Source organism: uncultured Phyllobacterium sp. (assembly GCF_902479695.1).
In the GTDB taxonomy this organism is placed as follows: Bacteria; Pseudomonadota; Alphaproteobacteria; order Rhizobiales; family Rhizobiaceae; genus Phyllobacterium; species Phyllobacterium calauticae.
Genome location: NZ_CABSQF010000015.1, coordinates 71,136 through 95,999 on the forward strand (window position 1 = coordinate 71,136; position 24,864 = coordinate 95,999).

The window sequence follows — 24,864 nt, forward strand, 5'->3', positions numbered from 1 at the left end:
TAAAACAGTTGCAAGACACGTTAACACTTTCACGCATATGGGCTTTACGGCTTCTATAAAAAATCGCTACAAGGGTGCGTCGTGCGCTATGCGCGACACTCGATACATCTGCCCTACGGAGGTTCATTATGGCCACAGGCACAGTTAAATGGTTTAATTCTACAAAGGGCTTCGGCTTCATTCAGCCTGAAGATGGCGGTGCAGATGTATTCGTACACATCTCTGCAGTTGAACGCGCAGGTCTGCGTGATCTCAACGACGGCCAGAAAATCAATTACGAACTGGTGCGCGACAAGAAGTCGGGCAAAATGTCAGCGGATCAGCTGAGCGCCGCTTAAAGCGTCGCCAGCGGGACCGCCGTCATGGCGGTCCGCGATGACAGACCGGAATGAGACAGGTCGGACGAAAGTCCGGCCTGTTTTCGTTTGCATGGCTGGAAAAGCGCCGCCAAACCAAGAAAAACAACCGCACTCTGGCGCTTTTGGCCGTGTTGAGGCATCCTGTCAGGCGAGACTATGATCGTAGCAGGGGAGGACGCGAATGCGCTGCTTTACGGTACTTGGGCCCTCGCAGACCGGAAAATCCACGCTCGTGGAAAAACTCGGCGCGCTGGAGGGCGCGCCAAAGAAGTCGGTCTCGCCCTATGGGCTTAATCTGACGGAATTCACCTTCGGAAACGAGGCATGGTGCGCGCTGGACACGCCGGGCGGCAATGAAGCCCTGGCCCACGCGCAGGATGCCTTGATTGCCAGCGATGCCTGTATCCTTTGCGTCTCGCCCGTGCCGGAAGAGGCGGTGCTCGCCGCCCCGTACCTCAGGGTCATAGAGGCGTCGGGAACGCCCTGCATCGTCTTCGTCAACCGCATCGATGAACCGCGAGGGCGGATACGCGATGTCATTGCCTCGCTGCAGGGCTATTGCAGCCATTCCCTTGTCCTGCGGCAGATTCCGATCCGCGAAGGCGACAAGATCGTCGGCACCTGTGACCTGATCTCGGAACGGGCCTGGCGTTATCGCGAAGGCCAGACATCCGCCCTGATCGCCATACCGGAAAGCGAGCTTGAACGGGAACACGAGGCGCGCGCCGAGCTGCTCGAACATCTCTCGGAATTCGACGACTGGCTGCTGGAAGAGCTGATCGAAGACCGCGAGCCGCCCAGTGACGCCGTCTTTGCCATCTCGTCACGCGTGTTGCGGGAGAACAAGATCATTCCGGTCCTGCTTGGCGCGGCCAGCCACAGCAACGGCATGCTGCGCCTGATGAAAGCCCTGCGCCATGAAGCGCCGCCGGTCGATGCCCTGCGCAAGCGCCTTGCCGCGGCCAACAGCACGCCGGAAAACGCACTGGCAGCCGTCAGTTTTCATGCCTATCACCGCCAGAACATTGGCAAGACCGTGCTGGTGCGCGCGCTGAAGGAGGGTCTCAAACAGGGCGCGCTTCTGGGCGGCGGGCGTCTTGGCCCTGTGCAGGACCCTGGAACCGGGCGCCCCACGGTGTCGGGAACCGCAGCGCCGGGCGATGTGTTCAGCACCGTCAAGTCGGATCATCTGCCGGTGCCGTCCCTGCTGACAGTGGAAGCGGCCATAGCGGCGCCGGAATGGACGACACCGCCCACACCCATGCTGGAGCGTATTCTCGTTCCCGAAAGCGAGCGGGACGAAACAAAGCTTTCCGAAACTTTGGCGAAACTGGTGGAAACGGACCGCGGGCTCAAGGTGGCGCAGGAAGAGGGCACCGGTGCCCAGCTTGTCAGCGTGCAGGGGCCGGTGCATCTGCGCGACCTGTGCAAAACCCTGGCGGAGGTCTTCCACGTCAATGTCACCGACCGCATGCCAAGTCCGGTCTACCGGGAGACGATCTCCAAACCCGCCGATGTTCACTACCGCCACCGCAAGCAGACCGGTGGTGCCGGCCAGTTTGCCGACGTGAAACTGAGCGTGCATCCCAACGGGCGCGGCGAGGGCTTTTCCTTTGGCGAAACGGTGAAGGGCGGGGCGGTGCCGCGCAACTACATCCCCGCGGTGGAAGCGGGCTCGCGCGAAGCGATGGAGCGGGGCCCGCTCGGCCTTCCTGTCATCGATGTCGGCGTGATGCTGACCGATGGCCAGCACCATTCGGTCGACAGTTCGGAATTTGCCTTCCGCGCGGCGGCAAAAATGGGTGTCCGGCAGGCGTTGTCGGAAGCCTCGGCCGTGCTCATGCAGCCGGTCTTCCGCATCGAAATTCACATACCATCGGTCTACTCAGGCAATCTCGTGCCTATTGTATCCGCCTTCAAGGGACAGGTTCTGGGTTTTGACCGGGATGACAACACCAAGGGCTGGGACGTTTTCCGGGCGATGATCCCCGGCAGTTCGCTGGATGAACTGGGGCGGGCCTTGCGCTCCGCCACGCAGGGCATCGGCAGCTTTTCCAAGGCCTTCGATCATTTCGAGGAGCTTTACGGCAAGGAGGCCGACGCCATCGTCACGGCGCAGGCCGCGCACGCCCATTGAACCGGCACCGGGCCGCCTCGGCGAGACGGCCCGGTATCGTATCAGTCTTGATGGCCGCTGACGGAAGCGAAGAACGTTTCCGGGCTTTCCACCTCAACGAGGCGCCGTTTCTCGATCAGCCAGAACCGGTTGCCGACCGCCCGGACGAAGCTGCGGTCATGCGAGACCAGCAGGCAGCTGGCCTCATGCGCCATCAGTTCGGATTCCAGCGCTTCCTGCCCGTCAATATCCAGATGGTTGGTCGGTTCATCTAGCAGAAAGAAGTTCGGATTGGCCAGCCGCAGCACCAGCATGCCCAGCCGCGCCTTCTGCCCGCCCGACAGCACGCTATTGGGCTTGTTCTGGATATCGATGCCAAGTCCGGCCCCGGCCAGAAGGGTGCGCGTGCGCTGGTCGCCGATATCGAACCGCCGGCTGATCGTGTCGAACGGCGTGTCGCGGTCCGGCAGGTCGGCCAGCGCCTGGTCGCCATAGCCAAGCACCAGCGAGGGTGTCGCCTTGACGGTGTCCGGCAAGCTCAGCGGATCGGTGATGGCGCGCCGGATCATGCCGACGAGGCGTGACTTGCCGGTGCCGTTGGCACCCAGAAGCACGATCCGGTCGCCCTGGCATATCCATTTCCTGCCGGTTTTGAACAGCAGCGTACCATCCGGCGTCTCAACGGAGGCATCGTCGAGCGTCACCAGCACCTTAGCGTGCGTGCCGCTATTGGCAAGCCGGATCGCCCCGGCTGACCGTTCCTGATGGGCGGGCCGCGCGGCATCCTCCAGCTTTTCCGCCCGCTGCTTCAGTTGTTTCGTCTTCACGACCAGCAGGTCGCTGCCGGAATTGATGCCGATATTGTTGAGCTTGGCCGCCTGCTGGCGCAGTTGCTGTGCCACTTTCATGTCCCGCTCGTAGCGCCGCGCTTCCGCCGCGTCGATCTCGTCAAGCGCCACCCGGGCCCGCGTGTAGGGCAGGGCGAAGGCGTGCGAATTCTCCGGCCGCAGGAACAGGGTCCTGTTGGTCGTCGCATCGAGAAAGGCCCGGTCGTGGCTGCAGATCACCACCGGTACATCGCGGGGAAGATTGTTCAGCCAGTCTTCCAGCTGCGCGATCTTGGCAAGGTCGAGATGGTTGGTCGGCTCGTCCAGCAGCAACACGTCGGGGTCGGTCACCCAGACGCGGGCAATCAGCGCAAGCCGCTGCCAGCCGCCGCTGAGCTGGCCGACGGTGCGCTCGCGCAAGACATCCGGCACGTCGAGCGAGGCGAGCACGACATCGACGCGCCAGCTTTCGGTCTCCTGCTGTTCGGCGGACAAGGCCTGCAGGACCATGTCATAGAAGGTGGTGCCGAGAAGAGCGTCCGGTACGGCCTGCTCGACATAACCGATACGCAGGCCGCGCGTGCGGGTGATGTCGCCGGTGGTGGAATCGAGCGTTCCCGCGAGGCAGCGCAGCAGGGTGGACTTGCCGCGGCCATTGGCGGCAACGACGCCGAGCCGGTCACCCGCGCCCACGACAAAACTCAGGTTGGTGAAAAGCGGGGCTCCAAGGGTGACGCCGAGGTTTCTTACATTGATCAGTGCCATTTTATTCTCTGGTCTGCCGGGCCATGTGCTGCGACGCAGTTCTCTTCTGCTGTCGTCGGGTGCACGAAACGGTGAGGTAACCGTATTGGCTCGGTGGGTTGTGAAGAGACGCAAGGCCGCTCAAAAAGCGAGCAGACGCTGCGTGACCACGAAGGGCAGACCTGGAATGGGTATGGAAAGCTGTTTCCGGTCAGCCCTGCAAACGTATCTGCAGGGCGTTGACGGGGCCACGCTGGCGATGATGCCGGAAGAACGTATTCATGCGCAGCCCTCCTTTCCTGAATTGAGCTGTGTGCTCAATAACACCAGTCGCAATAAATGTCTATTGCCTTGGCATAAAACATTAGCGCGTGGCGATGCGCGACGACGAGGGCAGGTGTTCGACCACCACGAGACGCGAGACTTCACCGCGCTGGAACGCTTTGAGGAAGCGGCGATAATCCTTGAAAACCACGCATCCGTTCGAATCGCCGCGCGGTCCCAGCATGTAGGTATGGGCGAGCAGGCCGTTGCGGCCGAAGGCATTGCGGCCATCGACCGGTGTCAGGCGGATCGCCGCGACGCCGTGGAAAAGCTGTTCGCGCATGGTCAGATTATAGGTATGCGGCGGTGTCGGCCCGCGGTTCGACTCGCGCGTATAGCGAGGATTGTCCAGCATATGTCCCATGCCAGAATGCGCTTCAAGCCGTTCGCCATTGGGCAGGTAAACCGTGCGCGCCGAGATGTCATAGACAGCGACACCGTTGCGCGACCCGCCGAATAGCGATCCGAACAGGCTTTTCGATCTGGGCATGGCTTCGATGGCTGCATCATCCGGGCGGATTGAAGCCATCTTCACGTCAGGCCGCTGTTTTGCCGGGGCGGTGGGGGCTGCAGGAGTGGTCCCGGCAGCCAGTTTCGGCCGCTTCGAGGGCAAGGGAACGTCAACCGTGTCCTGCGTATCATCGGATGAGGCCGCGTCGTCCGGTGCCACGCTGGCGGTCTTTCTGTCCGGCGCATCTTCCGGCACGGGCACGGCGACTTCAAGGTCCGGCGCGAGCGGCCCCATCATCGGGTTGCTCTCGGTTGCAGAGGGTGCGTAGCTGGCGAGGATCGGTATTTCCGGTTCGTGGCGGCGCTTGTCCACGAGATCAGGCTGGGCGTTGAACGGATTGTCCGATGCCGTGGCCAGGGCCGCGCCTGCGGCGGCGATCTCCAGCTTTTCCCGGTCGGGGGCGTTGGCGGGCAGCGGTATGGAACCAACCGGCCTGCTGTCGAGCGCCGGCGCGGATCTGCCATTTGCTGCCAGCGCCAGGGCGCTGTTCACCATTGCGGCGCGGATTGCGTTCTGCACCTCGGCGTCGACCGGTCCGGATGGCGTGTTGAGAAGCGCGGTGACGTCGGATTCGGACAATGGCGATGTCTCAAGCATCACCAGTGCGGATGCAGGCTCGGCGAAGGCATCGTCATGGCTGACCACGACGCGGTCCGCTGTATTGGCGTTTCTGGCTTCCGTCGGTGTGCCGTGGGGAATGCGGTGCCGCAATTCGGGATTGAGTGCTGCGAGTGCGGCGCTGCTTGGCCTGCGGACCCTCTGATCGTTCGGGTCGACAAGCGCGATGCTGTCGAGCGCATGGGCGCCATGGTGCAGCACCGCCGGGCTTGCACCCAGGGAAGCCACCATTTTCTGCGTCGTGCTCACGGTTGCCAGAACCCACACGGTGGCGGCAATGCCGACGCCGATGGCCAGCGCGCTGACAAGCGCACCGCGCGGTTTGCCCACGCGAAAGGCCGAAGGGTTAAAGGAACCAGCCTGCCTGAATGTATCGGTCGCGAACGCCATCGTACTCTTTTTCCAAACGCTTACTCAAACCTGCGACTGCCCCGAAGGGGTCCGCCACGGCCAATACCAACCATCAGGCACGGAACACGCGTGTCTGGCGTCAATTGCCGACTGCCTGGGAGCATGAAGAATCTTGGTTACTAATTTCTTTATGTATCGGGGTCTTGTTGATCACGAATTGCCACAGTGCCGAAAAGAACATTGTTGATAATGCGCGTTTGCAACCATATCCGCGCGCTGCCCGCACCGATCGCGTCTTGCGCAAATAATGGCGGAGCCTATTAATGAAACCCTCGGGTTTCATCTTTCCTCAAAAGTTAATTTCGAGAGGACATATCCATGGAAAACGGTTCAAAAAAGGCCATATTATGGCTACTTGCGATTCCCTACATCGGACTTCTCTGGGTTCCCTTCTATAATTCCCGCGAACCGGAACTGCTCGGCTTCCCCTTTTTCTACTGGTATCAGCTGGCTTTTGTGCCGTTGACGGCTTTCGTGACGTGGATCGTCTACCGGAGTGTGCGCTATGACGACTAATCTTGATCCGGTTGCCGTTTCGGTTTTTGTCTTCTTTTTCGCCCTTGTCACGGTGCTCGGGTTCATTGCTTCCCGCTGGCGGGCGCCCAAGACCATGGCGCATATCGATGAATGGGGCCTGGGCGGCCGCAATTTCGGCACATGGATCACCTGGTTTCTCGTCGGCGGCGATTTCTACACCGCCTATACGGTGATCGCGGTTCCGGCGCTGGTCTATGCGGTCGGCGCCTATGGCTTCTTTGCGCTGCCCTACACAATCATCGTCTATCCCTTCGTCTTCATGGTCATGCCGCTCCTGTGGAAACGGGCCAAGGACAATGGCTACGTGACTGCCGGCGACGTGGTATTCGGACAGTACGGCTCGCGCGGGCTGGAACTGGCGGTGGCGCTCACCGGCGTGATCGCAACCATGCCCTATATCGCGCTGCAGCTGGTCGGCATGGCTGCCGTGCTGCAGGCTCTGGGCTTGACCGGGGAGCTGCCGCTGGCGGTCGCCTTCGTCATCCTGGCGCTTTACACCTATTCGGCGGGTCTGCGCGCGCCCGCGCTGATCGCCTTCGTCAAGGACATCATGATCTATATCGCTGTTATCGCCGCGGTGGCGCTGATCCCGTCGAAACTCGGCGGCTATGCCAATGTGTTCGCCTCGGCGGATGCCGCCTTCAAGGCCAAGGGCTCGGGCAATCTGCTGCTCGGCGGCAACCAGTATGTGGCCTATGCGACGCTGGCGCTCGGTTCGGCGCTGGCAGCCTTCATGTATCCGCATACGCTGACCGGCATCTTTGCCTCCAACAGCGGCAACACCATCCGCAAGAATGCGGTGATGCTGCCGGCCTATACGCTGCTCCTCGGTCTGCTTGCCCTGCTGGGCTACATGGGCCACGCCGCCCATCTCAACGTCTCCAGCCCGAACCAGGTGGTTCCGGCGCTGTTCCAGACCCTGTTCCCCAGCTGGTTCGCCGGTTTTGCCTTTGCCGCCATTGCCATCGGCGCGCTGGTTCCCGCCGCGGTCATGAGCATCGGCGCCTCCAACCTCTTCACCCGCAATTTCTGGAAGGCCTATGTCAATCCTCAGGTGACGGATGCGGGGGAGGCGAAGGTCGCCAAGGTGACATCGCTGATTATCAAGATCGGCGCGCTGCTGGTCATTGCCTTCCTGCCGACGCAGTTTGCATTGGACCTGCAGCTGCTCGGCGGCATCTGGATCCTGCAGACACTTCCGGCGCTGGTGTTCGGGCTCTACTCGAACTGGTTCCGTGCACCGGGCCTGCTGGCCGGATGGCTCGTCGGCTTCTGCGGCGGCACCTATCTGGTGTGGATCAACGGCCTGAAACCGCTGCAGGCCATCAGCCTCGGCGGCGCTCCGTTCACGGTCTATATCGGGCTGCTGGCGCTGGCTGCCAATGTTGTCGTGGCGGTGCTGGTCAATCTCGTCACGGTCCCGGCGCGAAAGCCTGCGTGAGGTAAAGAGCGGAATATGCGGTGCGTGGTTCGACAAGCTCACCATGAGGGAAGCTTGTGGGCTGCAATCAAATCACCTCCCTCATGGTGAGCCTGTCGAACCATGAGGGAATTGCCAAACGAAAACGCGCGCCAGGAGGCGCGCGTTTGACATGCTGGTCGTGAGCGGCCGCGCCGTGCGTCTCAGACGAACTGGCTGAGGCCCGGGATCGAATTGACGACTTCGTCCACCACGTCGCTGCCGGCCTTTTCACGGGCAAAGGCAATGGTTTCCTTGGAAATGCCGGAGATTTCGCTCATGCCGAGGCCAGCGCCCATCAGCTTGGAGCCGAGGCCCATGACGCCGGGCATCAGGCCGGACAGGAAGCCGCCGCCGGAATTGGCGTCGGCAATGGCCGCGTCCGCGCCGGGGATGCTGCTGATCAGGTCGGTTGCCTTGGCCGGGCCTTCCTTCTGCAGGAAAGCGAGGATGAGGCCGACGGCCTTCTTTGCCGTTTCCGGATCGGTGCCGACATTGGCGGTAATGCGCGCGATAAGTTCGTCCATGAGCCTAATCTCCCGTCTGTCATGAATTACGTTTACGTAATATGCGGATATCATCCGCCTTGCAAGCCACTGCGTCAATCTGGATCAGCCGGCATGACGTTTTTCAGGCGGCGCCGCTCCCGTTGTGGCACGGGAAGATGACACAAAAACGTCAGCAATTTCAGCGCCGCCTTGCAATCTTATGCATGAGTCCCGGCTGCAAGGCATTGTCCCCCGGGCATCCGGCCTTTATATCGGATGGCAGAAACACCACAGTGAAGAGGATCACCCCCCATGGCCGCTGACGACAGTATCTTCCTTGGTGCGAGCCGCAAACCGGATGACAGCTATCAGCAGGCCGAAGCGCTGCTGCTGAAATACGGCAACCGCCACGGCCTGATCACCGGCGCGACAGGGACGGGCAAGACCGTCTCGCTGCAGGTTCTGGCGGAAGGTTTTTCACGTGCGGGCGTTCCGGTCTTCTGTGCCGACATCAAGGGCGATCTGTCGGGGATCGGCGCGAAGGGCGAGGAAAAGGATTTTCTCGTCAAGCGGGCGGCGGAGGTCAGGCTCGACCCCTATGCGCTCGAGGCGTCGCCGGTTATTTTCTGGGATATTTTCGGCGAACAGGGCCATCCGATCCGCGCCACCATTTCCGAAATGGGGCCGCTGCTGCTCTCGCGCCTGATGAACCTCACCGAAGCGCAGGAAGGCGTGATGAACATCGCCTTCAAGATCGCCGACGAAGAGGGGCTGCTGCTGCTCGACATGAAGGACCTGCAGGCTCTGCTGGTCAATATCGCCGAGCGTGCCGAGGAAATTTCCGCGCGCTACGGCAATGTCACCAAGCCGTCCGTCGGCGCCATCCAGCGTTCCCTCCTGGTGCTTGAGCAGCAGGGCGGCACGAAATTCTTTGGCGAACCGGCCCTGCGCATCGCCGATATCATGCGCACGAGCACCAATGGCCGCGGCGTGGTCAGCGTGCTGGCCGCCGACAAGCTGATGATGAATCCGCGGCTTTATTCCACCTTCCTGCTCTGGCTCCTGTCGGAGCTGTTCGAGGAACTGCCTGAAATCGGCGATCCGGAAAAGCCGCGCCTCGTCTTCTTCTTCGATGAAGCGCATCTTCTGTTCAATGAGGCCCCGAAAGCCCTGCTCAACCGGGTGGAGCAGGTGGTGCGCCTCATCCGCTCCAAAGGGGTCGGGGTCTACTTCATCTCGCAGAACCCGCTGGATGTGCCGGAAACCGTGCTGGCCCAGCTCGGTAACCGCGTCCAGCATGCGCTGCGCGCCTATACGCCGCGCGAGCAGAATGCGGTGAAGACGGCGGCCGATACCTTCCGCCCCAATCCGGATTTCAACACCTTCGCGGCGATCACCAACCTGTCCACCGGCGAAGCGCTGGTGTCGACCCTGGCGGAAAAAGGCGTGCCGTCCGTCGTGCAGCGCACGCTGATCCGCCCGCCCGCGGGACGCATCGGCCCGTTGACCGTTGACGAGCGGCAGAAGCTGATCAATGCCAGCCCGGTTGCCGGCCAGTATGACCAGATGATCGATCGCGAATCCGCCTATGAGGTCCTGCAGAAAAAGGCGGCACAGGGACAGGCGGAAGCTGCAGCCACGAAGGAACAGGAAGCCGACAGCACCAGCGGCTGGCGCCTGCCGGATATTCTGGGCGGCGGCAGCAGCGCGCCGGGCCCGCGCGGCGGCCAGCCCCGTGCCCGCCAGACGGTGGCGGAAGCGGCGATGAAATCGGTGGTCCGTTCGGTGGGCAGCTCGCTCGGCCGCGCGCTGGTGCGCGGCATCCTGGGAAGCCTGAGCAAGCGCTAGAGTTACGACAGCGGACAAGGCGGGCGCCGATGAACAGCACAGGCCAATCTTTCGCTCTGCCACGCCCCGTGTTGCGATTGATTGCCGCCATTCTCACCGCCGTGCTGGCCACGGCGGGAACCGCCCTTGCCAAAGACAGCGAAGCGGTGATCGGCGGGGTGCCGGTCCATGTGTGGGAACCGGACCAGCCGACGATTGCCCGCCAGCCGGTCATTTTCTTCTCGCACGGGTTCCACGGCTGTTCGACCCAATCGAAATTCCTGATGCGGGCCTTTGCCAAGGCGGGCTACATCGTCTTCGCGCCCAATCATCACGATGCGACCTGCAACAATGGCGACCAGAGCATTCTCGACAAGCCGCAGGTTTCCCTGCGCAAACCCCTGCGCTGGACGGAAGCCACGTTCAGGAACCGCGCCGATGATTTCAGCAAGGTGATTGCCGCCCTGAAGCGCGACCGGCAGTGGAACAGCCGGATCAACTGGAACGAGATGGGGCTCGCGGGGCATTCCCTCGGCGGCTATACCGTGCTGGGCATGAGCGGCGCCTGGCCCGGCTGGCGCATCGATGGCGTCAAGGCAACGCTCGCCCTGTCCCCCTATGTCGGCCCCTATCTGCACCGGGATTCACTGCGGCATCTCGAAGCCCCGGTCATGTACCAGGGCGGCACGCGCGATATTTTTGTGACCCCGAAAGTAAGGCGGCCGGGCGGCGGTTACGACCTGTCGAAGGGCCCGAAATATTATGTGGAATTCCTGGGCGCGGGTCATCTGACGTGGACCGATCTCGGCCTGTTCACCCGCACGCGCATCAGCGAAGCCAGTGTCGCCTTCATGGATCGCTATGTCAGAGGCAAGACCGGCGATGCGCCGCTCAGCAGCCTTGCCGGGCGGTTCGGCGTGTCGGATTTTCGCTATGAACCCCGGTGATTCGGCGATGGGAATGCGGGTTTCGCGGTCTCACGAATTGTTTATCGCCCGGTGAACGGTGCAGGCATCCTTCGGGCAGCCTTTCTGTTGCGGGAGGGCAACAGTCCGCCACCCGCCTTGTTTGCGCCATATTGCCAACGGTCCGTTGCCACATTTTATGTGCGTTTAGAGCTGGTAAACCCGATCCATGCTATCTCACACTCCATCTCCCACCGCTAAATTGGTTCAATGATGCAAAACATGATTTCCCGCCGCGGTTTCCTGACTGCATTGACCGCAACAGCGGCCGTCGGCCTCGCCGGATGCGCCGCAATCCCGGATATGCCGGTTATCAAGGTTGACGACAATGGCCAGCCGCTCGCACCGCAGGCGGATGTCGATCCGGCCTTTGGCTCCTACGAAGCCATGTATGCGGCGCGCGAGGATGACGGCTACCAGCTGCCCGCCATTCCGATCAAGAGGATGAACAAGCGCTACCTGCGTCAGGTCGTGCAGGACCCGACCGGCGAACAGCCCGGCACCATCGTTGTCGATACCCAGAACAAGTTCCTCTATCTGGTGCGCGAAGGCGGTCAGGCGATCCGTTACGGCGTCGGCATTGGCCGCGAAGGCTTTGCCTGGTCCGGCCGCGCGGTCATCCAGTGGAAGCGCCACTGGCCAACCTGGACTCCGCCGGATGAAATGGTTGCCCGCCAGCCGGAGCTGGTGCAATACAGCGCCCGCAATGGCGGCATGCAGCCCGGCCTGACCAATCCGCTCGGCGCCCGCGCCCTCTACATCTTCCAGAATGGCCAGGACACGCTCTATCGCCTGCATGGCTCGCCGGAATGGTGGTCCATCGGCAAGGCGGTTTCGTCGGGCTGCGTGCGCCTGATCAACCAGGACATTATCGATCTCTATGATCGCGTGCCGAACAAGACGCCGATCCTGGTGATGTAATCTGTCGCCTTTGTCCACATGGAAGGCCGGTGACCTGGGGTTGCCGGCCTTTTTCTTTGAGCCAAAAGAAAAGCAGACCCGGCAAGGGGCCCGCCAAGAAGCCGTATCCTGAGGGGAGTGGGGGGAAATGATACGGTGCGTTTTCTCACAACATTTGAAGTCCGGAACTGACAAACGGCTCAATGCTGCCGTGTCATAGTGGACCGGCGATATTCCGATGCGCAATTCATCAAAAGTATGAGAAGCCTTGGTTTGACGCGGAAAAGTGCTGGTTATGGCAGTCCGTTTGTCGCAATTTGCCTTCCGCAGCGTCTGAACCATTGACCTTGCGGTCGAATAACCCTTCGATAGGGCGACCTATTCTCAGCGACGGAATCACTCTCATGGCAGTCAATACAGCAGCGCAATCAACCACCTGGACCTATGTCGACGGTGACTGGCACGAGGGCAACGTGCCTCTGATCGGGCCGCGCAGCCACGCCATGTGGCTGGGCTCGACGGTTTTTGACGGCGGACGCTGGTTCGAGGGCGTTTCGCCCGATCTTGACCGCCATTGCGCCCGGGTGAATGCCTCCGCCGCCGCGCTTGGTCTCCAGCCGACCATGAGCGCGGAAGACATTGCCGGTCTTGCCCGCGACGGGCTGAAAAAATTCGATGGCCGGATCGCCGTCTATATCCGGCCGATGTACTGGGCCGAGCATGGCGGCTATATGGGTGTGCCCGCCGATCCCGCTTCAACCCGCTTCTGTCTCAGCCTGTACGAATCGCCGATGCAGGAACCCACGGGTTTTTCCGTCACCGTTTCGCCCTTCCGCCGTCCGAGTTTCGAGACGATGCCGACCAATGCCAAGGCCGGTTGCCTCTACCCCAACAATGGCCGCGCCATTCTCGAGGCCAAATCCCGCGGTTTCGACAATGCGCTGGTGCTCGATATGCTGGGCAATGTCGCTGAGACCGGCAGCTCGAACATTTTCATGGTCAAGGACGGGCACATTTTCACGCCCGCGCCCAATGGCACGTTCCTGTCCGGCATCACCCGCGCCCGCACGATCGACGTGCTGGCTGATTACGGTTTCCGCACGACGCAGGCGACCTTGACGGTGCAGGATTTCCTCAACGCCGACGAGATTTTCTCCACGGGGAACCATTCGAAGGTCGTGCCCGTTACCCGTATTGAAGGCCGCGACCTTCAGCCGGGGCCGATCACCAAGAAGGCGAGGGAGCTCTATTGGGAGTTCGCCCACTCCACGCCGAAAATTTAACGCTGAAACCGGATCAAACCGAAATATTGATCCGTTCCGCATTGCCCCCGGGGAAATACGGACCGAGAGCCTTTCTCGCCTAAATAGAAACAGTTCTGTTTCTCGGATGGCGAGACAATCCACGCGGAAGGTAGTGAGGCCGATGTTTACCCATCGGACGAAGCTGCCTGACAAAGTGGGTGTCCGCCAGCCGGAAACCCGAAGGGCCGGATGAATTTGCTTCAAATCCATCGGGGTTTGACTTCGCCCGATGGGTAAACATCGGTCTCGTCAACCCCCTCGACCTTGAACCAAATTCTTTCCGGCAGAACTATTCTATTTAGGTGAGAAAGGCTCTATGTAACGAACGCAGGTTTTGTCAGGATTGGCGTGCGCCCCGACGGGCTAACCAATTCTGATCACAGATTGAATCGAAGAGGAGACTTCCATGGCTTTCGAACTGCCCGCACTGCCGTATGATTACGACGCACTCGCCCCCTTCATGTCGCGCGAGACGTTGGAATATCATCATGACAAGCACCACAAGGCTTATGTTGACAACGGCAACAAACTGGCTGCCGAAGCCGGTCTTGAAAATCTCTCGCTTGAAGAGATCGTCAAGCAGTCCTATGGCAAGAATGCCGGCCTTTTCAACAATGCCGGCCAGCATTACAACCACCTGCATTTCTGGCATTGGCTGAAGAAGAACGGCGGCGGCAAGAAGCTTCCGGGCACTCTGGAAAAGGCCATTGACTCGGATCTCGGCGGCTACGACAAGTTCCGCACCGATTTCATCGCTGCCGGCACCACACAGTTCGGCTCCGGCTGGGCATGGCTCTCCGTCAAGAACGGCAAGCTTGAAATCTCCAAGACACCAAACGGCGAAAACCCGCTCGTTCATGGCGCAACGCCTATCCTCGGCGTCGACGTATGGGAACACTCCTATTACATCGACTACCGCAATGCCCGTCCAAAATACCTCGAAGCTTTCGTCGACAGTCTCATCAACTGGGATTACGTCCTCGAACTCTACGAAAAAGCCAAATAAGCTTTTTCCCGAGCGATATCGATGGAAAGGCCCCGTCATGGATGGGGCCTTTTTCTATTGTCCGCCCGGAGCCAGCGTCCCACTGGCACCACCACAGAATACGAACAATCGGACTGTCGTCAAGCCTTATTGCAAATGATTTTCATTTGCATTTTATGGCGATGGCGCTGCCAGACACCGCGGAGCGATGTCAGGCAGGGCGAGGGCAGGGAAATCTAGTGCCCGACAACCACCGTGTCGTCAGGCCCGAGCAGGCGCCCGTCATCGGAGCGCAGTTCCAGCCGCCGCACCGGTTTACCCGTTTCGCGGTCGACCAGTTGGACTTTCGCCTGATAGCTGTCGGAGTAGTATTCTTCACCCCATTGCCGCAGGGCCACAAGCAGCGGGAAGAGATCGCGGCCTTTTTCGGTCAGCACATATTCATTGTAGGCGCTGCCATCGGCGCAGGGCGCGATGGTGAAAATGTCATGCGCAACGAGATTGCGCAGCCGCGTCGACAAAATATTCTTGGCCAGGCCAAGACTTCTCTGAAATTCCCCAAAACGCCGCGATCCCTCAAACGCGTCGCGTATTATCAGCAGTGACCACCAGTCGCCGATCGCATCCAGTGGCCTTGCCACCGGGCACGGATCATCCTTGTGGCTCGTTCGCTTGACCATTGTAGTCCCCCTTTTTTGGTCGCAGAGCAGTGCTCATCTTATTTCTCCCTCTGCGAAGGGTAGTTGCAATATAAAACCGATGGAGCTAAGACGCAATAGGTTTTAATTTGCAACCACATGCGCAGGAGGATGCGATGAAGCTTGAGCAGGACGATAATCTGGTCATTGGCGGTGGACAAGCGGTCTATACGGATGAAATTGCTGAAAAAACGCCTTTCAGCGGGCCGCAGGCCATAGAATTCTCCCGACCCCTGGCACTTCTGTTTGCCATTGCCTGCGGACTGGCCGTGGCGAACGTCTATTTTGCGCCGCCGCTGCTCGACGCCATTGCCGACAGTTTTGGCATGAGCCACGCCACCATCGGCATGATCGTCTCGATTTCGCAGGTCGGTTACGGGCTTGGCCTGCTGCTGATCGTGCCGCTGGGCGATCTGATCGACCGCCGCCGGCTGATCGCCGGCCAATCGGTTCTCTCTGCGCTGGCCCTGCTGGCGGTGTGCTTTGCCCCGACCTCGCTCGCGCTGCTGGTGGCGATGGCCGCCATCGGCCTGCTCGCCGTTGTCACGCAGGCGCTCGTCGCCTATGCCGCCAGTCTGGCAAAGCCGCATGAGCGGGGGCAGGTGGTCGGGATTGTCACCAGCGGCATCGTCATCGGTATTCTGCTCGCCCGCACCATTGCCGGTGGCATGGCCGATCTGGCGGGCTGGCGCTCGGTCTATGCCGTCTCGGCGGTGCTGACGCTGATCATTGCAGCGCTGCTGTTTCACTTCCTGCCACGCAACGAAGTGCGGCGGACAAAAATCGCCTATCCGAAGCTGATCAAGTCTGTGTTCCTGTTGTTTGCCGAAGAGCCGGTGCTGCGCATCCGTGCCGTCATTGCCATGTTCATCTTCGCCGACATCACCATGCTTTTGACACCGCTGGTGCTGCCGCTGAGCGCTCCGCCGTTTTCGCTGTCGCACACGCAAATCGGGCTGTTCGGTCTGGCCGGCGCTGCCGGAGCGCTGGCGGCCTCGCGGGCAGGGCGCTGGGCCGACCGGGGGCATGCACAGCGCACCACCGGCATTACGCTGACCATCATGCTCCTGTCGTGGATACCGGTCGCCTTCATGCAGACGTCACTGTGGTTCCTGATCATCGGCATTGTGACCATCGATTTCGCCCTGCAGGCGGTGCATGTCTCCAACCAGAGCCTGATCTACCGCGTGCGTCCGGAAGCGCAGAGCCGCCTGACGGCGGGCTATATGATCTTCTATTCGATCGGCAGTGCGGCAGGCTCGCTCGGCTCCACGCTGGTCTATGCCTCCGCCGGCTGGATAGGGGTCAGCCTGGCGGGGGCGGGCATCAGTGCGCTTGCCCTGATGTTCTGGGCTGCAACCCGTCATCGCACGCCGGCCGGAGCGATGGCAGAGGCGGGGCAACATTAAGCCCTTGATGATGGGCATGCATGGCCCCGGCGATGACATCAAAATCCTCCGGGCTGATGGCTAGCACCCCGAAGCGGAACTGGTAGCCCCAGTTCTGCCTGCCCCTGGTGAAGCTGAGACTGTCGAGCAGCGGGCGGATGTCCGCTTCCGTGGCATCGAACCAGCCAATATTGCGACGCCACGGCACGAATCCTCCGCCCATGTCGTGGCGGTAGGCGTCTTCCGCCTGCACCATGCCGATGGCGGTGAAAGCCTGCAGGCGGTCCTTGCCGCCGAATATCTCGGTCGGCGAATAATAGACCACCCCGTCGCCGGGCTTGATGCGCTTCAGCGGGCCTTCCTTGCCATGGCAAACCTGCATGAAGCCGTCCTGCAGGCCGCGGCGGACATGGTCCGCCGAAGCAACTGCGATCCAGTGGCCGCTCATTGCGCCGTTCCCTGTGCCGGGGTAGCGGCAAACATCCGCAGCCGGTGACCATCCGGATCGAGGGCAACAAAAGTATAGCCGAAATCCATGTGCACCGGCGCCTGAACGATCGGCAACCCGCGTGCCGCCCAGTCCCTGTGGGTTGCCTCGACTTCGCTGTCCGTATCCACGCTGAACACGAGTTCGCTGCCGGAGCCAATGCTGGTAATGGCCGGTTCAACCTTGTCATGCGCCCAGACGCCGAGCAGCAAGCCGGAGTCGAGGGCAAACATGGCAAAATTGATCGTTTCTTCAAGCGGTTCGCGCTTGAGCAGATCCGCATAGAAGGCGCGGCTGACAGGGGCATTGGCAACGTAGAGAATGATGAGATTGGGGTTGGCCACGGCATTTCTCCTTCAGGTTGTGACGGGAACACCATAAAACGGCATGCTGCCAGTTTCTGGCAGTAGTGATCAGCGCGGCTGGGCGATGCCCTGCGCGTCGCGCCACTCCTGCAAAAGGACCTGCCGGCGCTTGGGATAGCGTATGTCCGTTGCTTCGAGCCGCGACAGCCGGTCCGTGCGGAAATGCCGGAAATCCTGGCGCAGTTCACACCAGGCAACGATGACGCGCATTTTGTCGAAGAAACCCAGCGCAAAGGGCCAGATCAGGCGGCTGGATTGACTGCCATTGCCGTCGCGATAGGTGATATCGAGCTTGCGCTCGTTGCGGATCGCTTTGCGCACGTCGGCAAGGTCGACGCCATCGGTTGCCGATCCGTCCCCGGGACCCACCAGCAGGGCAGAGGTGTCGACGCTCTCTCGCAGGTCGTCCGGCAGCACCGCCGCGATTTTGTTTAGGGCATCGCGCGCCGCCGTTGAAAGCCGGTTATCCGGCTGTTTGGCCACCCAGCGCGAGCCGAGCACCAGCGCTTCGATCTCCTCTTCGGTGAACATCAGGGGCGGCAGCATGAAACCGGGGCGCAGCACATAACCGAGGCCGGGCTCGCCCTCGATATGGGCGCCCTGCGCCTGCAGGGTGGCGATATCGCGATAGAGCGTGCGGATGCTGATGCCGGTTTCCTCCGCCAGCACCTTGCCGCTGACCGGACGGCGATAGCGGCGCATGGTCTGGATCAGGTCGAGAAGGCGCTGGGATCGGGACACGGTTACTCACCTGCGGGGATGCGTTGTCACATCATGCCATATTTTGGCAGTGGTTGGAAATTCAGAGTCTTGGCCGGTCGTTGATGACGTTTTGCAATCTGGACAGTTGCTTTGAAAGCCAGCAGGTATTTTCGCATACAAGGCCGGTGATATGGATGACGTTCTGAAATTCTTTTTGCGGAGAACGGTCGAAAATTGCCGCGTGATGCGCAATGTCATTGCGAAAGCGCCGCATGCCATCCAGATGGGCACGGATACTTTCACGGCTTTCTCGCGGATCCGCATGCGGGAATGCGGCCCTGACCCCCTGCGCCCATAACTGCTTGTCGTAGGCGGCGGTCATGAGGGAGACCCAAAAGCCGAGTGACAAGCCGGCGACAATGTGGTCCTGACTGAGCATTGCGGCATGCTTCTTTTGCTCCCTTCGCTTGGTATCGATCAGTTCATCCTTCATTCGCGCCGGAAGAAGATTGATGAACCGGGGATTCTCGTACCAGCGGTTGTGAAATCGTCCGACGACCGGCTTTTGAATTGCATTACGCGCCGCGACTTCCGCGAATTGCATCGGCAGATACAAGGATTCGCAAAGACGCGCGTTCCAGATGTAGAGGCGGAGTGCCAGATGCCGGTCGCCTCCAGCGGCTGGCAGGTAGCGAGCGAGGCGGGCCGGAGACAGTGTGCTTTCGATGTCGGAGTGGACGGCCGGCACGCACGAAAACGGATATTGCATTCCTTTCCACCGTATCTTAAATTTCGAGCATGAGCTGCGGATGTGATCACTGCGCCAAGCGCAAATCTGCTGCAGACAAAAGTGAGGGCGGGCCGGAAGGCGCCGCCTTCGTCTTTTCAATCCCTTCAGATCTGCATATTGCGCGTTTGGAAGCTATACGATTTTGGTCGTAGTCGCATCAAACCTTGTTGGCTTCCAGATAGGGCGCATAGAGGCTGCCGTCGCTGGCTGAACGCCGGAATTCCAGCACCCGCTGGCAAAAGGCGTCGAGCTCCGGATCGTCGGTCAGCACGTTCAGGATGAAACCGGTTTCGTCCCGTGCCGCGCTGCCGCCGTGATGGCCGGTGCGCTCGATCCAGAAGCTGGGGAAATTCTGGCGCGGCCGGCATGAATTGGATGAACTGACGGCATATTGGTTGAGCCAGGCATAGCCCTGGATCAGCGGCTGGATCGCATGGGCCTCGATCCGGTCGCGCGATACATTGTCCGTGTAGCAGGAATGGAAGACCAGCTCGACCTTGCCGGCGTGTTCCTGCCAGAGTTCGGGAAAGGCCCAGTCGAGGCAAATGAGAAAACCGCAGCGCACGCCCTTGATATCGAGAGCCAACGGCGTGTCGCCCGGCGCAAAGGCGCGCAGATCGTTGATCGAGCAGCGCCGCTTGTCATAGCGCCCGGCAATCGCTCCCGTATCGTCAAACACGAACAGCGCATTGGTGGGCCGGGTGTGCGCGTGATCCCAATGCACCGAACCGGTGACGATCCAGATCGCGTGGGCGCGGGCCGCCTCGATAATCCTGTCCATGGCGGCGTTGAGCGTTGCCCATTCGAAATCATCCCAGGATGGCCATGTCGCGGCGCCATAGCCGGAGAGGGCGCATTCGGGAAAATGCACGACATCAGCACCGGCAGACGCGGTGCGGGCGATGAGATCGAGCATGTGGGCCAGATTGGCGTTGATGTCATGCGAAACCGGAAACTGGCAGGTGGCCACCGTCAGCCGGGCAGGCTTGCCGCGCGCGGAAGGCGGGACATCCCAGACGTAGTCGGCGCGTTTTTTCTTCACGGGCTCTTCCTTCGACTCACCAGCACCATGGAGTTTACCCGATTGCCGCTTATGCAAGAACCGGTGCGCTGCGCTGGCAGCGGACATTTTCGGTGGCAAGACACTTAAGTCAACAATTAAGTATTAGTTGCGTGATCGTCAATCGCGTGATACTTAAGCAATCACTTAATGAATTGACCGGCAAGGGAGGACATCATGACCGGAGGTTCCGTCAACCATGCAACCATCATTGTCGAGCGCACCTATGATGCCTCGCCGGAGCGCGTATTCGCTGCCTGGTCCAGTGTCGAGGCGCTCCTGCGCTGGAACGCCATGGGCGATGGCTGGTATGCAGCCTATGATCACTTCGATTTTCGTATCGGCGGCGGTGACATCTTCCGTTTCGGCAAGACCGGCGGCGAAACCTATATCAGCACCAGTTCCTACCAGGATATCGTGCCGAATGAACGGATCATTTCCGCCGGCACGATGAGACGCGAAACGACGCCCATTTCCAGCAGCATCGTGACCGTTGACCTCACGCCGTCGGGCAAAGGCTGCCGCCTCATCCTCACCGAACAGGCGGCCTTTCTCGATGATGAGGACAAGCCGGAATACCGCCGGGCCGGCTGGAGCGCCATGCTCGACAATCTCGGCGAGGCATTGAAAAGCCAAGCCGCACCGGCCTGATCAGGGCGCTGAAACGATCCATTCGGCAAAGGCGGTCATGGCTGGTGTCGGCGTGCGCGATTGCAGCCGCGTCAGCCAGTAGCTTCCCAGCGAGATCGAGGTCTGGAACGGCTGTTCGATGGCGCCTGCAGTCAGGTGGCGTGAAAACATCATCGGCGGCGCAAGCGCAACGCCGATCCCCTGCAGGGCGGCTTCCATCATGGCCAGGGACGAGTCAAACACGATGGCTTTGTTCAATTGCGGCGAGGCGGGAACATTGGCCGCCGCGAACCAGTTGTTCCACTCATCCATGCGATAGCTTCTAAGCAGCGTGTGACTGGCAAGATCGGCAGGCTCCAGCAGCGTCTCGGCCAGTTGCGGCACGCACAGCGGCGAAAGCGGTGCCTCGAACAGGCGGGTCGCATCCGTACCGTGCCAGGCGCCGTTGCCGAACCGGATGGCAAAATCCAGCCCTTCAGCCGCCATGTCGACGCGATTGTTGTTGGTCGACAGCCGAACCTCGATAAAGGGAAACTGCCGCTGGAAATCCGGCAGTCTCGGCAGGAGCCAGCCGACGGCGAATGTGCCGACCGCGCCCAGAAACAGCAGCTCGCGGACCTGTCCGCCCTCGATCCGGTCAAGCGTGTCTGCCATCCGGTCGAAGGAACCGGTGACCACGGGCAAAAGTGCTTCGCCTTCCGCCGTTATCTTCAGGCCGCGCGGCAGGCGCAGAAACAGCGGTACGCCCAGGCGCATTTCCAGGCTCTTCACCTGCTGGCTCACCGCAGCCTGCGTCACGCACAATTCGATGGCCGCGCGGGTGAAGCTCAGGTGCCGTGCGGAAGCTTCGAAGGCTCTGAGGCCGTTGAGGGGGAGAAATGGCCGAACCATGGATACCCTAATTTTTCTTATGTCTGCCCCGAGATATCATGTTTTGACAGGGCATCCCAGCCGGTTAGATAGATGCGGCTCAGCAGGTCTGCGGTGCATTGCGGAAGCCAGTCTTATGTCAGGCGATCTCCATGACCAGCACCTGCGGGGTTTTCAACCGGCGCGCAATCCGCGCCGGTCGCGGACCCGTCCACAATGCCGAACCAGCAAAGGAAGTCGAAGAAATGCCAGCGAAAGCCACCAGAGTTCTGCTCTCCATCCTGTTTGCCGCCTGTGCGCCCGCCGCCACGGGGCATGCGGCCGACAAACCGGCGACGGCAGTCAGGGCCGTCGTGGATGCGGCAATCAGGCCGGTCATGGAAAAATACAATATTCCCGGAATGGCCGTCGCCGTGACGATCAAGGGAAAGCCCTATCTGTTTGACTACGGCGTTTCCTCCCGGGAAACCGGCAAGCCGGTCACGGCCGATACGCTCTTCGAGATCGGATCGATCAGCAAGACCTTCGTGGTCACGCTTGCGGCCTATGCGCAGGCAAACGGTCAGCTTTCCCTGTCGGACAAGACCAGCAAGTATCTGCCGTCCATGCGGGATACGGCCTTCGGCAATGTCAGCCTGATGCATCTTGGCACCCATACGCCGGGCGGCTTCCCGGTGCAGGTTCCCGACGAGGTGAAGAACGACGACCAGCTGATGAGCTATCTGCAGAACTGGAAGCCGGCCTACGCCGCCGGAACATACCGGACCTATGCCAATCCGAGCATCGGCATGCTGGGTTACATCGCGGCAAAGGCGATGAACCGGAATTTTGCAGCGCTGATGGAAGGCCAGCTGTTTCCGGCCCTTGGCTTGAAAAGCACCTATATCAACGTGCCGGACACCAAAATGGCGGACTATGCCCAGGGTTATACCAGGAAGGATGTCCCGGCCCGGGTGAGCAAGGCAGTCCTTTCCTCGGAAGCCTATGGTGTGAAAACCACAAGCACCGACCTGATCCGCTTCCTGGAAGCAAACATGAAAATGGCCAGGCTGGAAGGCAAGCTGCAGCGGGCGATCGCCGATACGCATACCGGCTATTTCAAGGTCGGCGCAATGACGCAGGATCTGATCTGGGAACAATATGCCTATCCGGTCGATCTGAAGACGCTGCTGCGCGGCAACTCTCCCGACATGCTCAAGCCGATGCCGGTGACCGCGCTGACGCCGCCGCAGCCTGCCCGCGACGATGTGCTCATCAACAAGACAGGTTCCACCAACGGCTTCGGTGGCTATGTCGCCTTCGTGCCGAAAAAGCAGTTCGGCATCGTCATTCTGGCCAACAAATACTATCCCAATGAGGACCGCATCCGCATGGCCTATCAGATACTGACACGGCTGGATGCCAACAACGGCGCGAGCGAATAAGGGATGCCCCGGCGGGCCGTGCGAAGGTGTTTTCACATATTCGCACGGCCGGTTTTTATATGTGATCGCCCGCGTCCCCCATGCCATTGCTGCGCCATATTGATTATTCATCTCTGGTTCATGGGATTAGACTTAAGTCTATTCCCAAGGGACTTAACATGTCGAAATGCACGTTCACTCAGGGCGCATTTCACTGGAGGCACTATGAAAAAGTTGATGTCAGCTCTTTTTGCCGTCGTGATGTCGATCGGAGCCCTCGGAGCAGCCGGACCGGTGTCCGCCGCCCCGATGACTGTCGAAAAGCCCATCACCGCAACAGGGCCAGCGGCTGCAGACAGCAATGTGCAGCGCGTTCAGTATTACCGCGACTATTACGATCGCCGCTACGACCGCCGCTATTATCATCGCTATGACCGCCGCTGGGATCGCCCGTACTGGCATCACCGCCATGATCGCAGATGGCGCCGTATCTGACGGACAAACAGCAAAACCCCGGCCGAAAGCCGGGGTTTTTCGTATGCGAACCAATCTCTGTCATACGAAAATGTGATCGTATGGGGCGGGTGCAATCCGGGATGTTTACTGTAGGGTTCGGACCCGAGAATGCCCCTGAAAACCCTTGAAGCCACATGTTTTTGAAGCCACGAGAGTTGGAGACATCCATGAAGAGACTGATTGCATTCGCTGCGGCGCCTTTGCTGGCCATGACAGTGTTTTCGGCTGCCGCAGGCGCTGATCCGATTGCGGACCGGCAGGCGATTATGAAGGACCAGGGCAAGACCATCGGCAGTATCGCCCCGATTGCCAAAGGCGAAAAGCCGTTTGATGCGGCTGCGGTGCTGGCGGCTCTCAGCAAGCTGAACGAGGATGCGCAGAAGATCGATCCGGCAGCGCTGTTTCCGGCCGGCAGCGACACCGGCGGCGAGACCACCGCTTCGCCGAAAATCTGGGAAGACAATGCGGGCTTCGTCGCTGCTGTAAACAAGTACAAGGCCGATGCCGCCGCGGCGGCTGCCGCCAAACCGCAGGACCTTGACAGCTTCAAGCTTGCCTTCGCGCAGGTCTCGCAGAATTGCGGCGCCTGCCATCAGACATTCCGCATCAAGAAGAACTGATCGGACAGGCGGGGGAGACACAATGATCCGCAAGCTGCTGCTGCTCGTCATTGTGGCTGCCCTGGCCGGGGGCGCCGGATTCTGGTTGCTGTCGGCGCCGTCGCGGGTTGATCCGGCACGGCTTGCCGCCGCGGCTCCCGGTGATGCCAAGCGCGGCGAACGGGTATTCTGGGCGGGGGGCTGCGCCTCCTGCCATGCCGCGCCGGGCGCCAGAGGCGATGCGCGCCTGGTGCTGGCGGGCGGCCATGAGCTGGTCACGCCGTTCGGTACCTTCGTTACCCCCAACATTTCTCCCTCCGGCAAGGGCATCGGCGCCTGGTCATTCGAAGACCTGGCCAATGCCATGCTCGCCGGGGTATCGCCGGATGGAAGGCACTATTATCCCGCCTTTCCCTACACCTCCTATGCGCGCATGCAGGTGCAGGATATCGCCGATCTCCATGCCTACCTGAAAACGCTGCCGCCGTCGGACAATGTGGCGGCGGATCACCGGCTGCGTTTCCCCTTCACCGTTCGCCGGGGATTGGGGCTGTGGAAGCGGCTCTATCTGGCATCCGATCCGGTTCTCACGATCGCCGATGCCACGGATGCGATCAAGCGCGGCCAGTATCTGGTGGAAGGCCCCGGCCATTGCGGCGAATGCCACACACCGCGCAACGCCATTGGCGGGCTGGACAAGAGCCGCTGGCTGGCCGGTGCAAAGGCGCCCGAGGGCAAGGGTGTCGTGCCCAACATCACCGGCGGCGAGGGCGGTATCGACCGCTGGTCGGAAAAGGATATCGCCTATGCCCTGGAAAGCGGGTTTACGCCCGATTTCGACTCGCTCGGCGGGTCCATGACCGATGTCGTGCTGAACACGGCGCATCTGGAGCCGGCCGACCGGGCGGCGATTGCGGCTTACCTGAAAGCCATTCCTGCTCATCCCCGGGGTTTCCCCAAGCCCTGAACGCACGCCGCCGG

General features: G+C 60.8%; 25 protein-coding genes. 15 read left to right on the top strand and 10 right to left on the bottom strand.

All coding sequences use genetic code 11. The features are described from left to right. Positions 1-128 precede the first annotated feature (128 nt). Positions 129-338 carry a cold-shock protein gene (locus RDL77_RS11415; protein ID WP_162700345.1) on the top strand — a complete coding sequence of 70 codons (210 nt, stop codon included), beginning with the start codon at positions 129-131 and terminating at the stop codon, positions 336-338. Between the two features lie 202 nt (positions 339-540). Beyond that, positions 541-2,496 carry an elongation factor G gene (locus RDL77_RS11420; RefSeq protein ID WP_288192902.1) on the top strand — a complete coding sequence of 652 codons (1,956 nt, stop codon included), beginning with the start codon at positions 541-543 and terminating at the stop codon, positions 2,494-2,496. A 41-nt stretch (positions 2,497-2,537) separates the two neighbouring features. Here RDL77_RS11420 and RDL77_RS11425 read toward each other — a convergent pair whose 3' ends face one another. Continuing rightward, positions 2,538-4,067, bottom strand: a complete 1,530-nt coding sequence (locus tag RDL77_RS11425) for an ABC-F family ATP-binding cassette domain-containing protein (RefSeq protein WP_288192903.1) — start codon at positions 4,065-4,067, stop codon at positions 2,538-2,540. A 343-nt stretch (positions 4,068-4,410) separates the two neighbouring features. Further along, a complete protein-coding gene (locus tag RDL77_RS11430; protein ID WP_288192904.1) occupies positions 4,411-5,889 on the bottom strand; it encodes a DUF2778 domain-containing protein in 1,479 nt (492 codons plus the stop codon). A gap of 339 nt (positions 5,890-6,228) precedes the next feature. On the opposite strand from RDL77_RS11430, the gene RDL77_RS11435 reads away from it, so the two are divergent. Next, entirely contained in the window at positions 6,229-6,426 is a 198-nt protein-coding gene (locus tag RDL77_RS11435) for a DUF3311 domain-containing protein (RefSeq protein WP_223611419.1), read from the top strand. Beyond that, on the top strand, positions 6,416-7,888 hold the full coding sequence (gene mctP, locus RDL77_RS11440) for a monocarboxylate uptake permease MctP (protein WP_223611418.1): 1,473 nt from the start codon (positions 6,416-6,418) through the stop codon (positions 7,886-7,888). Before RDL77_RS11435 ends, mctP begins: the two co-directional genes overlap by 11 nt. 182 nt (positions 7,889-8,070) lie before the next feature. Here mctP and RDL77_RS11445 read toward each other — a convergent pair whose 3' ends face one another. After that, on the bottom strand, positions 8,071-8,433 hold the full coding sequence (locus tag RDL77_RS11445; protein ID WP_105737238.1) for a hypothetical protein: 363 nt from the start codon (positions 8,431-8,433) through the stop codon (positions 8,071-8,073). 273 nt (positions 8,434-8,706) lie between these two features. Between RDL77_RS11445 and RDL77_RS11450 the strand changes: the two genes are divergently transcribed. The 5 genes from RDL77_RS11450 to RDL77_RS11470 all read left to right on the top strand — a co-directional run bounded on the left by RDL77_RS11450 (position 8,707) and on the right by RDL77_RS11470 (position 14,396). Continuing rightward, positions 8,707-10,242, top strand: a complete 1,536-nt coding sequence (locus tag RDL77_RS11450) for a helicase HerA-like C-terminal domain-containing protein (protein ID WP_223611417.1) — start codon at positions 8,707-8,709, stop codon at positions 10,240-10,242. Positions 10,243-10,271: 29 nt separating this feature from the next. Then, positions 10,272-11,168 carry a dienelactone hydrolase family protein gene (locus RDL77_RS11455; RefSeq protein WP_288192905.1) on the top strand — a complete coding sequence of 299 codons (897 nt, stop codon included), beginning with the start codon at positions 10,272-10,274 and terminating at the stop codon, positions 11,166-11,168. 231 nt (positions 11,169-11,399) lie between these two features. Then, positions 11,400-12,107 (top strand): L,D-transpeptidase, encoded by a 708-nt coding sequence (locus RDL77_RS11460; protein ID WP_223611415.1) that lies wholly within the window; start codon positions 11,400-11,402, stop codon positions 12,105-12,107. A 383-nt stretch (positions 12,108-12,490) separates the two neighbouring features. After that, positions 12,491-13,369 (top strand): branched-chain amino acid aminotransferase, encoded by an 879-nt coding sequence (locus tag RDL77_RS11465; RefSeq protein WP_223611414.1) that lies wholly within the window; start codon positions 12,491-12,493, stop codon positions 13,367-13,369. A gap of 427 nt (positions 13,370-13,796) precedes the next feature. After that, the gene (locus RDL77_RS11470; protein WP_288192906.1) at positions 13,797-14,396 is read left to right on the top strand and encodes a superoxide dismutase; all 600 of its coding nucleotides are present in this window, start codon (positions 13,797-13,799) and stop codon (positions 14,394-14,396) included. Between the two features lie 215 nt (positions 14,397-14,611). Here RDL77_RS11470 and RDL77_RS11475 read toward each other — a convergent pair whose 3' ends face one another. Further along, complete coding sequence (locus RDL77_RS11475; RefSeq protein WP_105737250.1) at positions 14,612-15,055, bottom strand: helix-turn-helix domain-containing protein; 444 nt, start codon at positions 15,053-15,055, stop codon at positions 14,612-14,614. A 134-nt stretch (positions 15,056-15,189) separates the two neighbouring features. Here RDL77_RS11475 and RDL77_RS11480 point away from each other — a divergent pair, with 134 nt between their 5' ends. Further along, a complete protein-coding gene (locus RDL77_RS11480) occupies positions 15,190-16,482 on the top strand; it encodes an MFS transporter (protein ID WP_288192907.1) in 1,293 nt (430 codons plus the stop codon). Here RDL77_RS11480 and RDL77_RS11485 read toward each other — a convergent pair. The 5 genes from RDL77_RS11485 to RDL77_RS11505 form a co-directional block, all read right to left on the bottom strand. Further along, the gene (locus RDL77_RS11485) at positions 16,400-16,909 is read right to left on the bottom strand and encodes an EVE domain-containing protein (protein WP_288192908.1); all 510 of its coding nucleotides are present in this window, start codon (positions 16,907-16,909) and stop codon (positions 16,400-16,402) included. The genes RDL77_RS11480 and RDL77_RS11485 overlap by 83 nt on opposite strands. Beyond that, positions 16,906-17,292 carry a VOC family protein gene (locus RDL77_RS11490; RefSeq protein WP_223611411.1) on the bottom strand — a complete coding sequence of 129 codons (387 nt, stop codon included), beginning with the start codon at positions 17,290-17,292 and terminating at the stop codon, positions 16,906-16,908. Before RDL77_RS11490 ends, RDL77_RS11485 begins: the two co-directional genes overlap by 4 nt. 69 nt (positions 17,293-17,361) lie before the next feature. Beyond that, positions 17,362-18,054 (bottom strand): YafY family protein, encoded by a 693-nt coding sequence (locus RDL77_RS11495; RefSeq protein ID WP_223611410.1) that lies wholly within the window; start codon positions 18,052-18,054, stop codon positions 17,362-17,364. A 61-nt stretch (positions 18,055-18,115) separates the two neighbouring features. Further along, positions 18,116-18,784: a hypothetical protein gene (locus RDL77_RS11500; RefSeq protein ID WP_288192909.1), complete on the bottom strand. Its 669-nt coding sequence runs from the start codon at positions 18,782-18,784 to the stop codon at positions 18,116-18,118. Between the two features lie 178 nt (positions 18,785-18,962). After that, on the bottom strand, positions 18,963-19,847 hold the full coding sequence (locus RDL77_RS11505) for a carbon-nitrogen hydrolase family protein (RefSeq protein WP_288192910.1): 885 nt from the start codon (positions 19,845-19,847) through the stop codon (positions 18,963-18,965). A gap of 195 nt (positions 19,848-20,042) precedes the next feature. Between RDL77_RS11505 and RDL77_RS11510 the strand changes: the two genes are divergently transcribed. Then, positions 20,043-20,516 carry an SRPBCC family protein gene (locus RDL77_RS11510; RefSeq protein ID WP_288192911.1) on the top strand — a complete coding sequence of 158 codons (474 nt, stop codon included), beginning with the start codon at positions 20,043-20,045 and terminating at the stop codon, positions 20,514-20,516. Here the strand turns inward: RDL77_RS11510 and RDL77_RS11515 are convergent, their stop codons facing one another. Then, the gene (locus RDL77_RS11515) at positions 20,517-21,386 is read right to left on the bottom strand and encodes a LysR family transcriptional regulator (protein ID WP_223611406.1); all 870 of its coding nucleotides are present in this window, start codon (positions 21,384-21,386) and stop codon (positions 20,517-20,519) included. A gap of 224 nt (positions 21,387-21,610) precedes the next feature. Here RDL77_RS11515 and ampC point away from each other — a divergent pair, with 224 nt between their 5' ends. From ampC to RDL77_RS11535, 4 genes are all read left to right on the top strand, one after another. Continuing rightward, a complete protein-coding gene (ampC, locus tag RDL77_RS11520) occupies positions 21,611-22,789 on the top strand; it encodes a class C beta-lactamase (RefSeq protein ID WP_288192923.1) in 1,179 nt (392 codons plus the stop codon). A 216-nt stretch (positions 22,790-23,005) separates the two neighbouring features. Continuing rightward, the gene (locus RDL77_RS11525) at positions 23,006-23,263 is read left to right on the top strand and encodes a hypothetical protein (protein ID WP_288192912.1); all 258 of its coding nucleotides are present in this window, start codon (positions 23,006-23,008) and stop codon (positions 23,261-23,263) included. Positions 23,264-23,451: 188 nt separating this feature from the next. Further along, positions 23,452-23,904: a cytochrome c gene (locus tag RDL77_RS11530; protein WP_223611404.1), complete on the top strand. Its 453-nt coding sequence runs from the start codon at positions 23,452-23,454 to the stop codon at positions 23,902-23,904. A 22-nt stretch (positions 23,905-23,926) separates the two neighbouring features. Further along, positions 23,927-24,850: a cytochrome c gene (locus tag RDL77_RS11535; RefSeq protein WP_223611403.1), complete on the top strand. Its 924-nt coding sequence runs from the start codon at positions 23,927-23,929 to the stop codon at positions 24,848-24,850. Positions 24,851-24,864: the final 14 nt, after the last annotated feature.

What these genes read in the sequence shown, in the direction of transcription:
- RDL77_RS11470 (WP_288192906.1), top strand. Translation starts at nt 13,797, where the DNA reads ATGGCTTTCGAACTGCCCGCACTGCCGTATGATTACGACGCACTCGCC.
- RDL77_RS11480 (WP_288192907.1), top strand. Translation starts at nt 15,190, where the DNA reads ATGAAGCTTGAGCAGGACGATAATCTGGTCATTGGCGGTGGACAAGCG.
- RDL77_RS11460 (WP_223611415.1), top strand. Translation starts at nt 11,400, where the DNA reads ATGCAAAACATGATTTCCCGCCGCGGTTTCCTGACTGCATTGACCGCA.
- RDL77_RS11415 (WP_162700345.1), top strand. Translation starts at nt 129, where the DNA reads ATGGCCACAGGCACAGTTAAATGGTTTAATTCTACAAAGGGCTTCGGC.
- RDL77_RS11430 (WP_288192904.1), bottom strand. Translation starts at nt 5,889, where the DNA reads ATGGCGTTCGCGACCGATACATTCAGGCAGGCTGGTTCCTTTAACCCT.
- mctP (WP_223611418.1), top strand. Translation starts at nt 6,416, where the DNA reads ATGACGACTAATCTTGATCCGGTTGCCGTTTCGGTTTTTGTCTTCTTT.
- RDL77_RS11475 (WP_105737250.1), bottom strand. Translation starts at nt 15,055, where the DNA reads ATGGTCAAGCGAACGAGCCACAAGGATGATCCGTGCCCGGTGGCAAGG.
- RDL77_RS11525 (WP_288192912.1), top strand. Translation starts at nt 23,006, where the DNA reads ATGTCAGCTCTTTTTGCCGTCGTGATGTCGATCGGAGCCCTCGGAGCA.
- RDL77_RS11485 (WP_288192908.1), bottom strand. Translation starts at nt 16,909, where the DNA reads ATGAGCGGCCACTGGATCGCAGTTGCTTCGGCGGACCATGTCCGCCGC.
- RDL77_RS11450 (WP_223611417.1), top strand. Translation starts at nt 8,707, where the DNA reads ATGGCCGCTGACGACAGTATCTTCCTTGGTGCGAGCCGCAAACCGGAT.
- RDL77_RS11465 (WP_223611414.1), top strand. Translation starts at nt 12,491, where the DNA reads ATGGCAGTCAATACAGCAGCGCAATCAACCACCTGGACCTATGTCGAC.
- ampC (WP_288192923.1), top strand. Translation starts at nt 21,611, where the DNA reads ATGCCAGCGAAAGCCACCAGAGTTCTGCTCTCCATCCTGTTTGCCGCC.
- RDL77_RS11500 (WP_288192909.1), bottom strand. Translation starts at nt 18,784, where the DNA reads ATGCAATATCCGTTTTCGTGCGTGCCGGCCGTCCACTCCGACATCGAA.
- RDL77_RS11515 (WP_223611406.1), bottom strand. Translation starts at nt 21,386, where the DNA reads ATGGTTCGGCCATTTCTCCCCCTCAACGGCCTCAGAGCCTTCGAAGCT.
- RDL77_RS11425 (WP_288192903.1), bottom strand. Translation starts at nt 4,067, where the DNA reads ATGGCACTGATCAATGTAAGAAACCTCGGCGTCACCCTTGGAGCCCCG.
- RDL77_RS11455 (WP_288192905.1), top strand. Translation starts at nt 10,272, where the DNA reads ATGAACAGCACAGGCCAATCTTTCGCTCTGCCACGCCCCGTGTTGCGA.
- RDL77_RS11510 (WP_288192911.1), top strand. Translation starts at nt 20,043, where the DNA reads ATGACCGGAGGTTCCGTCAACCATGCAACCATCATTGTCGAGCGCACC.
- RDL77_RS11420 (WP_288192902.1), top strand. Translation starts at nt 541, where the DNA reads ATGCGCTGCTTTACGGTACTTGGGCCCTCGCAGACCGGAAAATCCACG.
- RDL77_RS11530 (WP_223611404.1), top strand. Translation starts at nt 23,452, where the DNA reads ATGAAGAGACTGATTGCATTCGCTGCGGCGCCTTTGCTGGCCATGACA.
- RDL77_RS11535 (WP_223611403.1), top strand. Translation starts at nt 23,927, where the DNA reads ATGATCCGCAAGCTGCTGCTGCTCGTCATTGTGGCTGCCCTGGCCGGG.
- RDL77_RS11435 (WP_223611419.1), top strand. Translation starts at nt 6,229, where the DNA reads ATGGAAAACGGTTCAAAAAAGGCCATATTATGGCTACTTGCGATTCCC.
- RDL77_RS11445 (WP_105737238.1), bottom strand. Translation starts at nt 8,433, where the DNA reads ATGGACGAACTTATCGCGCGCATTACCGCCAATGTCGGCACCGATCCG.